The 14,190-nt window shown below is 34.6% G+C and carries 16 protein-coding genes; 10 read left to right on the forward strand and 6 right to left on the reverse strand.

All coding sequences use genetic code 11. The annotated features are described in order from the left end of the window. Positions 1-335: 335 nt before the first annotated feature. Both UMR38_05275 and UMR38_05280 read left to right on the forward strand, forming a co-directional pair. Positions 336-1,151, forward strand: a complete 816-nt coding sequence (locus UMR38_05275) for a lysophospholipid acyltransferase family protein (GenBank protein ID MEC9485267.1) — start codon at positions 336-338, stop codon at positions 1,149-1,151. Positions 1,152-1,692: 541 nt separating this feature from the next. Beyond that, positions 1,693-2,901 carry a hypothetical protein gene (locus UMR38_05280; protein ID MEC9485268.1) on the forward strand — a complete coding sequence of 403 codons (1,209 nt, stop codon included), beginning with the start codon at positions 1,693-1,695 and terminating at the stop codon, positions 2,899-2,901. A gap of 31 nt (positions 2,902-2,932) precedes the next feature. Here the strand turns inward: UMR38_05280 and UMR38_05285 are convergent, their stop codons facing one another. From UMR38_05285 to UMR38_05310, 6 genes are all read right to left on the reverse strand, one after another. Further along, on the reverse strand, positions 2,933-3,115 hold the full coding sequence (locus tag UMR38_05285) for a hypothetical protein (protein ID MEC9485269.1): 183 nt from the start codon (positions 3,113-3,115) through the stop codon (positions 2,933-2,935). Positions 3,116-3,476: 361 nt separating this feature from the next. After that, positions 3,477-3,716, reverse strand: coding sequence for a hypothetical protein (locus UMR38_05290; protein MEC9485270.1), 240 nt, complete (start codon positions 3,714-3,716; stop codon positions 3,477-3,479). After that, positions 3,716-4,729, reverse strand: coding sequence for an ATP-binding cassette domain-containing protein (locus UMR38_05295; protein MEC9485271.1), 1,014 nt, complete (start codon positions 4,727-4,729; stop codon positions 3,716-3,718). Before UMR38_05295 ends, UMR38_05290 begins: the two co-directional genes overlap by 1 nt. Beyond that, the gene (locus UMR38_05300) at positions 4,729-5,424 is read right to left on the reverse strand and encodes a GTP-binding protein (GenBank protein MEC9485272.1); all 696 of its coding nucleotides are present in this window, start codon (positions 5,422-5,424) and stop codon (positions 4,729-4,731) included. The genes UMR38_05295 and UMR38_05300 overlap by 1 nt, the downstream gene beginning before the upstream one ends. After that, a complete protein-coding gene (locus UMR38_05305) occupies positions 5,405-6,613 on the reverse strand; it encodes an ABC transporter substrate-binding protein (protein ID MEC9485273.1) in 1,209 nt (402 codons plus the stop codon). The genes UMR38_05300 and UMR38_05305 overlap by 20 nt, the downstream gene beginning before the upstream one ends. Then, complete coding sequence (locus tag UMR38_05310) at positions 6,610-6,840, reverse strand: NifU family protein (protein ID MEC9485274.1); 231 nt, start codon at positions 6,838-6,840, stop codon at positions 6,610-6,612. The genes UMR38_05305 and UMR38_05310 overlap by 4 nt, the downstream gene beginning before the upstream one ends. Positions 6,841-7,018: 178 nt before the next feature. Between UMR38_05310 and UMR38_05315 the strand changes: the two genes are divergently transcribed. The 8 genes from UMR38_05315 (at position 7,019) to UMR38_05350 (ending at position 14,080) form a co-directional block, all read left to right on the forward strand. After that, complete coding sequence (locus UMR38_05315; protein ID MEC9485275.1) at positions 7,019-8,470, forward strand: cryptochrome/photolyase family protein; 1,452 nt, start codon at positions 7,019-7,021, stop codon at positions 8,468-8,470. 109 nt (positions 8,471-8,579) lie between these two features. After that, the gene (locus UMR38_05320) at positions 8,580-8,894 is read left to right on the forward strand and encodes a (2Fe-2S)-binding protein (GenBank protein MEC9485276.1); all 315 of its coding nucleotides are present in this window, start codon (positions 8,580-8,582) and stop codon (positions 8,892-8,894) included. Beyond that, on the forward strand, positions 8,881-9,975 hold the full coding sequence (locus UMR38_05325) for an NAD(P)/FAD-dependent oxidoreductase (GenBank protein ID MEC9485277.1): 1,095 nt from the start codon (positions 8,881-8,883) through the stop codon (positions 9,973-9,975). Before UMR38_05320 ends, UMR38_05325 begins: the two co-directional genes overlap by 14 nt. Beyond that, positions 9,968-10,447, forward strand: a complete 480-nt coding sequence (locus tag UMR38_05330; protein MEC9485278.1) for a 4Fe-4S binding protein — start codon at positions 9,968-9,970, stop codon at positions 10,445-10,447. The genes UMR38_05325 and UMR38_05330 overlap by 8 nt, the downstream gene beginning before the upstream one ends. Next, complete coding sequence (locus UMR38_05335) at positions 10,444-10,725, forward strand: (2Fe-2S)-binding protein (GenBank protein MEC9485279.1); 282 nt, start codon at positions 10,444-10,446, stop codon at positions 10,723-10,725. Before UMR38_05330 ends, UMR38_05335 begins: the two co-directional genes overlap by 4 nt. Next, positions 10,715-11,857 carry an FAD-binding oxidoreductase gene (locus UMR38_05340; protein ID MEC9485280.1) on the forward strand — a complete coding sequence of 381 codons (1,143 nt, stop codon included), beginning with the start codon at positions 10,715-10,717 and terminating at the stop codon, positions 11,855-11,857. The genes UMR38_05335 and UMR38_05340 overlap by 11 nt, the downstream gene beginning before the upstream one ends. A gap of 22 nt (positions 11,858-11,879) precedes the next feature. Continuing rightward, positions 11,880-13,436, forward strand: a complete 1,557-nt coding sequence (pruA, locus tag UMR38_05345) for an L-glutamate gamma-semialdehyde dehydrogenase (protein MEC9485281.1) — start codon at positions 11,880-11,882, stop codon at positions 13,434-13,436. A gap of 191 nt (positions 13,437-13,627) precedes the next feature. After that, a complete protein-coding gene (locus tag UMR38_05350) occupies positions 13,628-14,080 on the forward strand; it encodes a DUF1801 domain-containing protein (GenBank protein MEC9485282.1) in 453 nt (150 codons plus the stop codon). The last annotated feature ends 110 nt before the right edge of the window (positions 14,081-14,190 follow it).

Consider the following 14,190-nt stretch of genomic DNA (forward strand, 5'->3'; position numbering starts at 1 on the left):
ACCAATCTAAGGGGTAGAAATAGAGTAAGAAATCATATCTTACTCACTTTAGGATGTATGAATCTTAAAAAAGCAGCAAGATATCTCGAAAGATTATCAAATATGGACTAGAAAAGCTTTGCTTTTCGCAATGTAGTCTAAAAATACAAAAAATCGACTATGATTTGATAATCATAATCGATTTTCTTTTATTAATGTGGTGTTTGTCAACAGTCTGAGAGAATCTCTTTATGAGATTCTCTTTTTTCTATCTTTCCACAATCCCTTATCTGTGATATCATTAATCTGGATTATCATGTTATAATCAGTTTAGCTTTTAAAAAAGGATGATATGTATGCTTACAATTGCACTACTTATAATAAATTTCATTATTGCCGGCTTTGGAATCTATTGGTTTGACTATCTACCTGATCAAATGATTAACCATCCATTGATCATAATCTCATCACTTGTACTTGGAACAATCGGTATGGTCATTGCACTACTTATGTATATTGAAGTGTTTTATATACTGATTGCCAAAAGGAATCCTAAGACAAGCATGTTGAAACACAAAATAGCGAAACAGATGGTAAGTATTCCCCTTCATTTAACACACGTTAAAATCACAGTAGAAGGCATGGAACATCTACCAAAAGATCCAGGGTTTACAATATTTTCTAATCACACATCATTAATGGATATTCCCGTTTTAATGTATAAATTATATGAGTACCCAGTTGCTTTTTTACAAAAAAAAGTTGTCGCTAATTTATTTAGTGTGGGTAAATGGACACCTGAACTTGGCTGTGTAAACATCGATCGGACAAATCCAAGAAAAGGCGCAGAGGCGATTATTCAAACCATAAAACATGTAAAACAAGGGAGTACAATGGTCATTTTTCCAGAAGGAACAAGAGGATCTGAAATAGGAGAATTATTACCCTTTAAAGACGGTGCTTTTAAAGTAGCGCTCAAAAGTAAGGCGCCATTAGTCCCGATAACAATTGTAAAGCCGAAGCGGTATAAAAAAATTATATGGCCTTTAAAAAAGCCAATCAAATTGATTATACACCCACCCCTTCAGTATAATACGTATAAGAATCTTAAGTCACAGGAACTATCTGAACGCGTGAAAGAGATCATTAAAAAATCATTAGAAACACGATGAGTTTTAAAAGTAAACTCATCGTGTTTCTTATAAATGGACAGTTCTATCAAAGTTAAGAATCATTCACACGATTTCTGGAAGGTATTTTGTTCTACCCTCTTCTTGTTATCAACAAAACAAGCGAATGCTAAAGAAAATAATATCTTGTTTTCAAAAATCCTGAAATAAAAAAGATACCTTGTTTGTTAATACATTCAAACATAGTTGTATAGAAATGTGCTATTACATATTCGTATCCCATTAAGAACGAATTAATGTATGGTAAAACAGAAAAACTCTATTTTGAAATCTTTTTACTTTTCACATATCACTTCATTATTAAAAATTATATAAAATTACAATAATCATATAAAATGGTTTGTATATTATTTTATATTATATATAATATCGTTATAGAAGAAAACTAAAAGGAAGGGAATACAATAATGAAAAAATTAGTTATGTGTTTTTTATTGTTAATTATTGCTACTTTATCGTCATGTTCAAATGATGTAAACAATCATTAGACCAAGATAATAATGAGGTTAATACAAAAACTGAGATGCTTGAAGTATTTGATAACTTATTGAGTAAAATGCTATCACAAGGCTTTTCTGAAGATGCTAAAGAAGTCATGAACTATTATAGGGTGTTGGAATCACATTATGAAAATTTAACTAATGATAGAGCCAAACCAGAAGACGTTAAACAACTTAATCTTAAAAATAATTTTCTTTTCAGTGTAAAATATGCACTGTATAGATCAGTTGATAGAGCAACTGATGTATTTGAAAATGACATAGAAGAGAATACTATTTATAAAGATGGTAATAACAAATATACGGTTTACACAAATGATAATTATATTTATTACCAAGAAGTAAACGAATATGAGAGCGAAAACATGACAACAATTCAAGTACTTAGAGCGCTAGATAAAGAAGATGGAGTTGTATTAGATTATACCGTTATTAATCTAAATGAAGATGGATATATGATATACTTTTATGGTTATAATGGGACACAATATGAACGGATAAGTTCGCATCATCGTGATGAAAGAACAATAGATTCCGAATCATTTCCTAGCCAAACAAACTTTAATTATCAGGTCTACAATAAATCAACTGATAAGTATCATCAAGAATTATTTGCAATTGAAGAAGATGTAGTAGGCGATTATATTTTAGATAGACTTGAGTATAGAGAATATGATTTCAAGAACAATAATTTATTCACAGTATCTCGACGTGGCTCACTTTATAAAGAATATGAGTATGGTAAGCTATCAGATAATGCCACAAGCATTGTTCAAAGAGTTGGTCAACATGCAAACTTGCAGGATAGGGGCTATGGACCAAAACAATATCTTCTAATATATGCAGCAAAGGATCTAGAAGGATTCAGTTATGCACAGTATACAGCAAATAAGATGGAACTTTTCAATAGTGATGACGAGGCAATCACTGAACTTCAGGGATACTATCAACTAAAATCATATAATTATTACAAATATATAATGGAAAATGCCAAAGATTTAACAAACTCTGAGTTTCAAACAATTGATAATGTATTAGAGTATAATACATATACCTTACAAGAGCTTAGTACGTTAGAATCTGATGCAATAAGTGCACTTGATAATAGTTATATAGGTGAGTCAGCAATTTATATTAATGGTGAAGAATACCTCATTAATGACGATATAAATACCTATTTATCCTATATGCCAGATAAAGTTGTAGATGTATACCAAGAGATAATAGAATAAAAAAACCTAGATAACATATCATAGTTGTTATCTAGGTTTTTTCATCATCATTATTTTGTAATAAATAAGTAAAACTATAGCTTGGATCAAGTTCAATTAATACAATAAAGATTAACATACCGATACCACCCTGACCTTTGCCAGTCACATAGCCAAGTAATACTTGTAAGGCAATTGCAATAATTAAATACATTAAAATTTTAAATTTCTTCACACTTAAACCTCGCCTTCTTGAGATAGTTTTGTCTTTAAGTTTGGAAGGAGATAAGGCAACTTAAATCGTTGATTCGCAACCAATACAATTAAGATAATCACACCAATATGGCGTTAACCTTGCCCTGTCCATTCATCAAGAGTAATTTGAATTAGTATGCTAATAACAACATAAATTATTAACATAACTTTCAACACATAAAATCCTTATTACCCTTATTATATCATAAATTAAGTTATTAAAACAAAGGTATAATATTTATGACTATTGTCAACGCTAAGTGATTATGATAATATAGTAATAACAAAATAAGAGGATTCTTTATAAAAGCACACACAAATTAATTTTTGTGTGTGCTTTTTTAATAGTTGATGCCAGCTTTTTGGACTTTGTTAGGATTATGAGCGCTACATGGTGTAACGCCATAAACCATACTGCATTCTGGACATTTATCTTCAAAATACATCATTTCAAAATGATAGCCGCAATCACATGTGATCGGCAAGGCCATTGGCAACATACCTTCACTAAAGCCCATCATTCTAACTTTATCTACGACTTGTTGTCCATTTTCAAAACTTCCACTACAGTTATCATGCATTAGTATTCCTCCTTAAGTTCAATTGTTTTACCATATCGTAACTGTTGACGCAGAGTCATTAACGTTTTGTCTAGTGCTTCTAGTTTGCCTAGTATATTACGCTCTTCCTCACTTGAATTGATAATCGAATCAATACCACCATTGTTAATAACAATACGTTTGTCTCCCATAAGTGCTAAGATGGGGTCATGTGTTGACATTAATACAATTTTATCTTCACTAACAAGTAAATCAAGTGCTAGTTTCCGATCAATACCAGCATTTTCTATTTCATCGATCAAGATTATAGGAGACGTACTCAAAATCGCTGTATCCGCAATCATTAAGGCCCTTGATTGGCCACCAGACAGTTCTGTAATTGGTGTGTCTTTTGTGAATGCTTCACCGGCTAATGTATTGGCCTTATTAAAGATGGTTTGAATTATAGTTTCTTTGTCTTTAACCAATCTACTTGTTGCATGTAAGTCAAGGAACTCTTCAACAGTCATATCCATGACAAAGTTCATATTTTGTGATAATTGAGCGACTAGTTTATTCGATGATGAGAAGCGTTCATGAGGCTCTAGAGCTCGTCCATTTATATGAACTGTTCGTCCTGTTGGGGTATCGTCATTCGCGGCCCATTCTATGTCAGCAAGTAACCGTGATTTGCCACTACCTGTTGGCCCCACAATAGCAATGATCTCACCACTTTTAATATGGATAGAATCAAACGATTCTTTACGTCCATCTTTGTGGGTTCCGGGGTAAATTGTTATTGATGTTTGTTTTGGCTTATTAGAAACAAAATATTGTTTCATTAAATCAATATATTCAACTAAACTTTTTGTAAATAGATCAGGATTGATGGCATTTTCTTCAATTATGTTCGGATCGAGATATTTAAAGAATGCATCTAATGTTAAATGTTCCTTCCCACGATAAGGGATTAAATGGTCTTCTAAAAAGTCCTTGACAAAGGGATACTCAGTTAATAGTTGACTAATTGTATATTCTTGTGTGTATTTATCCATTATGAATCACCTAATTTGATTTTACGTACATTACCAACTTGATGCTTTTTACCAATACGTGTTTCTCCTAAACAGTAACTACACAATGCTGATGGCATTGGATAACGTAATTGCTCACCTTCTAGGGTTGCGACATGTTTATCTTTATCATAGATTAATGTACTTAACTCATATGCACCTTGTCCACTTAAGCCATTTACGTGCATAATAATAGCTTTTGGATTAACACTTTGAACTTTCATTGTAAATACTTCACGCTCTGCTTGTGAGACGATATCTCCTTTTGTGATCACAACAATATCTGCACTTTTTAACATAGGGCCTATTTTTTTAGGCGTGTTAATACCACTTAAGTTGTCAATGACACAAACTGCTTTAATATCTTTAATGTATGGACTACATCGATTACACAAACCCGCAGATTCTGTAATTAAAATATCTAAGTTTTGATTATTTCCCCACTCAACAACTTCTTCAATGTTTGAAACAAAGTAATGATCTGGACATAATGAACCCGATAATCCTTTTTTAACCGGAATATCTAGCTTGGCAAAGTAGACATCATCATCTGTGAATAGACAATCAAACTTAACCACACCGACATGAAGGCCACGTTGTTTAAAATGCTCAATTGTTCTCAGTAGAATTGATGTTTTTCCAGATGAGGGTGGTCCGCTAACTGTGATGAGATCCATTTTTTGCCATCCCTCTCTCAAATAACTTAGTGCAATGATTTAATGTCGCACCAATATCGTTGTTGTTAATGTAGTCCCAACCAATCCACTTAAAGGTTGGGTTATCTAACTTGTTATCAACGTCTTTATGAGTTGAAGGGAACAGTCCCTTGTGTGCTAAAATCTCTCCAACTTCTTGACTTTGGAAGTAATCTGTATAAGGTTTTAACGTCTCTTCTTTTTCTGTTTTTGTTAACATAAAGATTGGCGATATAATGGCCCCGTCTTCTGGCCATACCGCTTGCATCACACTCCCTGGTAATGCCATCTTTGTAAAGAAATAGGGCATAATACTAATCGCAGGTTTAACACGTGATCGACTAGCGCTTTTAACCATTTGAGAAGGATGCATACTTTCAACAAGTTGTTCACCTAATGTCTCGATGGCACCTTCACCAAATTCTTTATAAAGATGGATCATAATGGCATTGAACAAATCAAAATCACTGACAGGTAAACTAATACTTCCTTTGAAAATAGGATCTAATATATCTTGCCATGTCTTTGGCATTGGTCTATCACCGAGTTCTTTGGTGTTGACTAAAAAGACCGCAGGAACAACGCCTATCATTGAATAATCTCCTTGAGGATCTTTTAATGAGATTGCATCATTATGAAAATCTTTGTTGAAGGGAACATCGTGATAGTAATCTTTAAAGACGTTTTTATTTTTATATTGCTTCATCAAATCTTCTTCAAAGAAGAGATCAAATCCAGCACTAATGTAGATATCAGCTAAATCATGTTCATCTGTTGCATTTTTAACGGAGTCTTTTAACCAATCTAATCCTTCTGCCGCAGCTTTTAACTCATGATTAACTTGTTCAAAATGCGGTAGATTATTTAATCCTTCAAGCAATGGCACCCTTACAGGGCAAGGAAGGAGACCTAATAGATCAATCGTTCCGTTAGTAGAACCTTCTTGTAAAGTGACATCTATCGATTCATCTTTTATTTGCTCTTCTAATAACTCAATAAAGACACTCACATTTTTATTCTTGAGTGTCATGAGTTCTTCTAATGTTTTATCACCAATTTGTTTTAAAATATGGGGATTATCTGTTCCTTTGATACCATGGACCTCTAATGTTGGTTGTAACTCTGGGTAGCTATCTATCAATTCTTTTAAGGTTGTTTTTGGTGTTATCATTGTATTTCTTCAACCCCAACTACTTCAGGAACTTCTGCGAGTAATAAACTTTCGATACCGTCATATAAGGTCATATTAATCGCACTACATCCACTACAAGCACCATGCATTTTAACATACACGATACCTTCTTTAAATTCTATAAATTCGATATCGCCACCATCTTGTTGTAAGATAAAGCGTGTTTTATCTAATACTTCTTCGATTCTTTGTTCTACAGTTTTCATATCTTCACTCCTTGTCATTAATTAACCAAGATTATATTACCTTATGAAAGAAGCTTTGTATGTGATTTTTATCACACTATGCAAACTCTTCTTAATAAGGAGTATTTCAGTCAAGTAATAAAAATGGTATAATAATCATAGCGATACTTTATCACAATGAATCATAAAGGAGGCTTTTATGGAGCATTTAATTTTATTCAGTCATCAATTGAATAAACGGTATATAGATAGGGTCAAACCTGATAAAACCACTGTGTTAGTGACAAAAGAACAATTCAATAGGTTTAAATATCATCAGTTTCGAATTGTATATCATATGTCAGCAGCCAAACACTTTGCGAATGAAAAAGAGATTGATTATATTGAATCAAAAAACTTTGATCAGTTTTTTGCATCGTGTCCTAAAGAGGATAATTATCACTTTTTTACGCCAAATGATGTGTGGATGAAAGACTGTTTAATAGAAAAAACATCTCACCTCCACACAACTTTTTATCTTGACATTAATTATTTCTTTCCAAACATCACAAAAGAAATTAAAGAGGCACCTTATAAATTAGATCCTATATATCGAAAATGGCGAAAACAATTGGATATTCTAATGGACGGTGATAAGCCAATAGGTGGGAAATTCTCATATGATCAAGATAATCGAAATAGACCACCACTAACACTTGATATACCGAAGCCTTTGACGTTTGATATGGATGATTTAACGTCTTCGCTATATGAATCGATTAAGATTGATTACAATGACCATCCTGGTTCTAACAAATCCTTTAACTATCCCGTAACCCAAGCTGATGCGAAGGAACTTCTTAACCATTTTATTGAAAAACGGTTACCATATTATGGAAAATATCAAGATGCGATGATGACTGATGAACCATTTATGGTTCACTCATTACTGAGTGCCTCAATCAATCTTGGCTTGCTTTTCGCAGAAGATGTGGTAAGAGAAGTAGAGAAAGCATATCATGATGGTAACGCTCCTATTGAAGCCGTTGAAGGATTTATTAGACAAATTTTAGGGTGGAGAGAATATATTAGAGGCATCTATTTAAAAGAAATGCCTAATGGATATGGTGATTTAAACGTACTACATCATCAAAAACATAAACCACGTTTTTTATATAATGGTAAATGGTCGTTAAACTGTATAGCAACTGTCATTACTGAAACGATAAATTATGGCTATAATCATCATATAGAGCGTTTGATGATTATTGGCAACATTCTAAATCTTTTGGGGGTATGTCCACAAGATGTTAGAGAATGGTTCAATGAGATGTACATTGATTCATTTGATTGGGTTGTAACCCCTAATGTGATTGGAATGGCAATGTATGCAGATGGAGGCTTGATGAGTACAAAACCCTATATTTCAAGTGCCAATTATATTCATAAAATGAGTGATTATTGTAAAAAGTGCCAATTTAATCCAAATGATAAATATGGTGAACAAGCATGTCCTGTTAATGCACTTTACTATGCGTTCTTAGATCGTCACAAATTATCTTTAGAAGATAATCCGAGAATGAAGTTTATGTATATGAATTATAAAAAATTGTCTAAAGAGCAATTAGATACATTACTATCTTATGCAAATCAGTTTATTCAAGCGATTTAGGACGGTACCATATGTGGTATCGTTTTTTTGCGTGAAAATATTTTCATCATAAATGTACACTATGAGAATGAAAGCGCTTATGATATAATGATTTAAAGAGGTGAAGTCGATGCGAATCAAAGAACATCCAATATTGGACTTTAAAGAAACGAAAAAGCTTCATTTTATGTACAACGGAAAAAAAGTCTATGGGTTTGAAGGCGATACAATAGCAAGTGCGTTACATGCGCTCGGAATCAAGACATTACGGCACAGTATCGAATTGAAAAGACCCCGAGGCTTTTATTGTGCCATTGGAAATTGTGCATCTTGCAATATGGTTGTTGATGGGACACCGAATGTTAGAACATGCATTACCCCTTTAAAAGAAGGCATGCAAGTTGAGACTCAAACAGATAAGGGTGTTTACTATGCAACACGTTGATCTATTAATTATCGGTGGGGGACCGTCAGGCCTTTCCGCGGCTAAAATGGCAGCCGAATCAGGTGTTAAATCATTAGTGATTGAACGGAATTCTAAGATCGGTGGTCAACTGGTTAAGCAAACCCATATGTTTTTTGGTAGTGAGAAACAATATGCTAAAACAAGAGGAATTAATATCGCTGAGATTTTAATTCAAGATTGTATGGAACATAAAGACATGATTTCTTTTATGACAGAAACAACAGTTGTGGGATTATATCCTGATTATGTTGTTACTGTCATGGATCGTAATCATCAATATAGCAAGATTAAAGCCAAAACCATTCTTATAGCCACAGGGGCAAGTGAGAAGGTTCTAGCATTTGAGAATAATGATTTACCAGGCATCTACGGGGCAGGAGCCGTTCAAACGTTAATGAATGTTCACGGTGTCTTACCTGGCCAAGATGTTGTGATGGTTGGCAGTGGCAATATTGGCCTCATTGTCAGTTATCAATTAATGCAAGCAGGTGTCAATGTAAAACGCGTTATTGAAGCGTCTTCAGTAATCGGCGGGTATAAAGTTCATGCGTCGAAATTAAAACGTCTCGGTGTAGATATTCAAACACAAACAACGATTAAGCGTGCAAATGGAAAAGAGGCGGTATCATCTATTATTGTTCAAAGATTGGATGATGACTGGACATTTGTACCAGGCACAGAAGAGGAGATTTCAGTTGATGCTGTTTGTGTTAGTGTTGGACTATCTCCCTTAAGTAATCTATTGAGTATGATGGGGTGTGAAATGAAATATGTTTCAGCCTTAGGTGGACATGTACCAGTAATTGATCAGAGTCATGAAACTTCCGTAGACAATATATTTGTTGCTGGTGATGTATGTGGTGTTGAAGAAGCTAGTAGTGCCATTGTAGAAGGCTATTATGTTGGTCTCATTATTGGGAACAAACTTGGTAAACCACATCCGCATTATGAACATCTTATTCAAGATTTTTCACAACAGTTAGATAACTTACGAAGTGGACCATTTGGTGAAAAAACACGTACGGGTCTAAAAGAACTAAGAGGTGATCAACATGCTTAACAAAACCGGCGTACCCGAAAAATCTCTTATCTTAAGTCGTTTTCCAGATAATGTCAACCTCGGGAAACCAAAAGCAATCACTGAGTGTTATGAACCAATACCATGTAACCCATGTGAGACGAGTTGTCCTTTTGATGCAATCACTGTTGGGAAGGACATTAACACACCACCTAAAGTCGACTTTGATCAATGTACCGGATGCGGTATATGTGTGTATAGTTGTCCTGGTCTGGCAATTATTGTTGCGCAGATTAAAGAAGATCAAGCGTTCTTTAAAATAGCTTATGAGTTTAGCCCATTACCTGAAGTTGGTGAAACCGTTCACGCAATAAACAGAGAAGGTAATATACTGGGTACTGCAAGGATTGAGAAAGTGACATTACGGAAAAAGCAAGATAAAACAGCATTAATTGATGTTTCTACATCAAAAGACTTCTTGCATGAGTTTGTCACGATAAGGAGGATGTCATGAACAAAGAAGATGTTATTATATGTCGCTGTGAAGATGTCACGCTCAAACAACTTCATGACTGTTTTGAAGAGGGGTACACAACATTTGAAGAAGTTAAACGTATATTGCGTATTGGTATGGGACCTTGTCAAGCTAACACATGTAGTTTACTCGTGCAAAAAGAGATTGCGCAATTTACCAAGCAGCCATTAAATAAAGTTGATACACATGTTATACGCCCACTTATTACCGGCGTTCCTTTAGGTTCTCTCGCGAAGGAGGCTAAAGATGAAAGCTGATATTGTAATAATTGGTGGAGGAATTAGTGGTGTCTCTATTGCCTATAATTTAGCTAAACAAGGAATGAAAAATATTGTTGTTTTTGATGATAATTATATGACAGGTGGTGCGACGGGTCGTTGCGGAGCTGGTGTCCGCCAACAATGGGGAACAAAAATGAATTGTTTGATGGCGAAAAAAAGTATTGAATTTTTCGAACAAGCACAAGAAGAACTTAATTATCATCGTGATATTGAATTTAAACAAAAAGGCTATCTCATTGTCGCTGTTACTCAAGAAGAAGAACAAAAGTTTAAAGAAAATATTACCTTACAAAATGCCTTAGGTATTCCTTCACGATTTCTCACACAAGATGAGGCATTAGATATTGTCCCCCACCTTAATAAAGATGCTTTTTTAAGCGCAACGTACTGTCCTACAGATGGCCATCTGAATCCGTTTTTAATGACTGATGCCTATTATCATGCCGCAAAGAAATTAGGTGTCACGTTTCACTACTATGAAAAAGTCATTGACATCGTAGTTGAAAATCAACAGATAAAAGAAGTTATTACAGATAAAAGACGGGTTAAAACACATAAAGTGGTCAATGCGGCTGGTGGCTATGCCAAAGAAGTAGGCGAACTGGCTGGTGTGGACATTCCTGTCTATAGCGAAAATCATCAAATCTTGGTCACTGAACCAATCGAACCTATGCAAGATCCAATGGTTATTTCTTTTGCCCATAATATCTATTGCCAACAAGTACCACACGGGGCATTTATCATGGGAAGAAGTCCAAACAATCCTCAGCACAATCATGATATGTCAAGTAGTTGGCAGTTCTTAGAAGAGATGGCAAAAACGGCCACAACATTATTACCAGCACTTGCTGATTTAAGAGTGATAAGACAATGGGGAGGGTCGTATAATTGTAGTCCCGATCGCCAACCTATTATAAGCGAGTCTAACTTACCAGGATTTTACCTTGCTTGTGGTTTCAGTGGACATGGGTTTATGTTCGCACCGATGACAGGATTATTATTAAGTGAAATAATTCTTAACAAACCAACAACGATTGACATAAAAGACTTACATGTGAATCGATTTGAAAATATGGAAAAAACAGAGTATGAAACCTCTGTCGTCTAAAGATTGAAAGGAGAGAATAACTATGGCTATGTATCCATACAAAACAGAACCATTGACAGATTTTTCAATTAAAGAAAACAAAACGAAATACGAAGAAGCAATTAAAGGTGTACGCTTGCGATTAGGAGAGACCTATCCGTTACTAATTAATGGAGAGAAAGTTGAATCAGGTAAGCTGTACAAATCAGTGAATCCATCTAAAAAAGATGAGGTTATTGGACATGTTCATCAGGCAACAATAAAACATGCTGAAAAGGCCATGGAATCAGCATTAGAAGCCTTTGAATCATGGAAGAAAGTACCCGCTAAAGTACGCGCTGATGTATTATTTAAAGCGGCTGCCATTTTACGTAAACGTAAATTTGAGTTTAGTGCACTTATGACACTAGAAGCGGGAAAACCTTGGCCTGAGGCAGATGCCGATACAGCAGAAGCAATTGACTTTTTAGAGTATTATGGACGACAAATGCTTGAACTGAGTGAAGCCGATAAAAAAGTTCAAAGTAGAAGACATATTGAACGCAATGAATATCGTTTTATTCCGCTTGGTGTCGCCGCTGTCATTACCCCTTGGAACTTCCCACTGGCAATTCTTACAGGAATGACAAGTGCCGCAGTTGTTAGTGGCAATACTGTCTTACTAAAACCAGCTATTACAACTCAAGTGATCGCATACCATTTTATGGAAGTCTTAGAAGAAGCAGGACTACCAAAAGGTGTTGTTAATTTTATTCCTGGTAACGGTCCTGAGATTGGCGAGTTTATGGTAAAACATCCAAAGACACGATTCGTTTCCTTTACAGGAAGTAAAAAAGTTGGGCAAACGATTTATGAGAATGCCGCAAAGGTTCAAGAAGGACAAAAATGGTTGAAACGTGTCATAACTGAAATGGGTGGTAAAGATGCCATTGTTGTAGACAGCGATGCGGACTTAGACCTAGCTGCACATTCTATTGTAAAAAGTGCGTTTGGCTTCAGTGGACAAAAATGTAGCGCATGTTCACGCGCGATAATCGTAAAAGATGTGTATGATGAGGTTGTTGAAAAAGTCAAATCACTTACAGAAGATCTAACAATTGGTGATGTTCAAAACTTTGATAATTTCATGGGACCATTGACAGATCAAAAAGCCTTTGATAAGGTCACTAATTATATTGATATAGGTAAAAAAGAAGCAAAACTATTAGTTGGTGGTACTTCTAATGATGAAAAAGGATATTTTGTTGATCCGACAGTCTTTATTGATTGTGACAAAGATGCTCGCATTATGAAAGAAGAGATTTTTGGGCCAGTTCTAAGTGTGTGTAAAGTAAACGATTTTGATGAAGCAATTGAGGTTGCTAATAATACTGAGTATGGATTAACGGGCGCTGTCATTTCTAATAATCGTATGCATTTAGAAAAAGCGCGTGAAGATTTTCATGTTGGTAATCTATACTTTAATCGTAAATGTACCGGTGCCATTGTTGGCTATCAACCATTTGGTGGCTTTAACATGAGTGGGACTGACTCTAAAGCAGGTGGGCCTGAGTATCTAACATTACATATGCAAGCCAAATCAATTAGCGAAATGTTATAAGTTCTGATTATCATTTCATAAAGATTTAATAAAGCCACTCCAGACAGGTATTCTAACGGAGTGGCTTTTTGTATTCTCTGTCATCATCATCCAAAGTTATCTTTATGATATTGAATGCGTATAGTATATCCAATTCATCTTAATATATATCAGGTATAATAAAAACTATTAAGGGTTTAAAGGAGAATCTGATGAAAGAAGATGTAAGTACGGTAAAAGACTACATTAATGCTTTATCTCAAGAGAAGAAACACGTCATCAATCGGTTACGAAAGACTATTCAAGCTAATCTACCAAAAGGTTTTGAAGAAACTTGTCAGTATCATATGATTAGTTATGTAGTTCCGTTATCACTATATCCTAAAGGCTATCTAAATAAGAAAGATACACCGTTACCTTTACTAAGTTTGGAAGCTCAAAAACATCATATTGCCATATACCATATGGCACTATATATGTCCCCTAATCTAATGAGGTGGTTTAAACAACGATATCAAGAAACAGTAAATCACAGGTTAGATATGGGTAAAAGTTGTATTCGCTTTAAACATCTAGATGATATTCCATATGAACTAATAGGTGAACTTGTCGCAAAAATTACGCCAAAAGAATTCATCTTACAGTATGAATCAGTTCGTAAATAGTAAAAAAGAAGCCGACAAATCATGTCAGATTTGTTGGCTTTTTCAAGGAAACGAACTGCTATACTTTACCACTCGTGTAGAGTCAGGCGTAAATATATCTATTATGGAAG

It is taken from the genome of Candidatus Izemoplasma sp. (genome assembly GCA_036172455.1).
In the GTDB taxonomy this organism is placed as follows: domain Bacteria; phylum Bacillota_I; class Bacilli_A; order Izemoplasmatales; family Izemoplasmataceae; genus JAIPGF01.

Coding starts and splice junctions, on each gene's coding strand:
- UMR38_05300 (MEC9485272.1), bottom strand. CDS start 5,424: ATGGATCTCATCACAGTTAGCGGACCACCCTCATCTGGAAAAACATCA.
- UMR38_05290 (MEC9485270.1), bottom strand. CDS start 3,716: ATGCATGATAACTGTAGTGGAAGTTTTGAAAATGGACAACAAGTCGTA.
- UMR38_05295 (MEC9485271.1), bottom strand. CDS start 4,729: ATGGATAAATACACACAAGAATATACAATTAGTCAACTATTAACTGAG.
- UMR38_05325 (MEC9485277.1), top strand. CDS start 8,881: ATGCAACACGTTGATCTATTAATTATCGGTGGGGGACCGTCAGGCCTT.
- UMR38_05330 (MEC9485278.1), top strand. CDS start 9,968: ATGCTTAACAAAACCGGCGTACCCGAAAAATCTCTTATCTTAAGTCGT.
- UMR38_05315 (MEC9485275.1), top strand. CDS start 7,019: ATGGAGCATTTAATTTTATTCAGTCATCAATTGAATAAACGGTATATA.
- pruA (MEC9485281.1), top strand. CDS start 11,880: ATGGCTATGTATCCATACAAAACAGAACCATTGACAGATTTTTCAATT.
- UMR38_05305 (MEC9485273.1), bottom strand. CDS start 6,613: ATGATAACACCAAAAACAACCTTAAAAGAATTGATAGATAGCTACCCA.
- UMR38_05340 (MEC9485280.1), top strand. CDS start 10,715: ATGAAAGCTGATATTGTAATAATTGGTGGAGGAATTAGTGGTGTCTCT.
- UMR38_05310 (MEC9485274.1), bottom strand. CDS start 6,840: ATGAAAACTGTAGAACAAAGAATCGAAGAAGTATTAGATAAAACACGC.
- UMR38_05275 (MEC9485267.1), top strand. CDS start 336: ATGCTTACAATTGCACTACTTATAATAAATTTCATTATTGCCGGCTTT.
- UMR38_05335 (MEC9485279.1), top strand. CDS start 10,444: ATGAACAAAGAAGATGTTATTATATGTCGCTGTGAAGATGTCACGCTC.
- UMR38_05320 (MEC9485276.1), top strand. CDS start 8,580: ATGCGAATCAAAGAACATCCAATATTGGACTTTAAAGAAACGAAAAAG.
- UMR38_05280 (MEC9485268.1), top strand. CDS start 1,693: ATGCTTGAAGTATTTGATAACTTATTGAGTAAAATGCTATCACAAGGC.
- UMR38_05350 (MEC9485282.1), top strand. CDS start 13,628: ATGAAAGAAGATGTAAGTACGGTAAAAGACTACATTAATGCTTTATCT.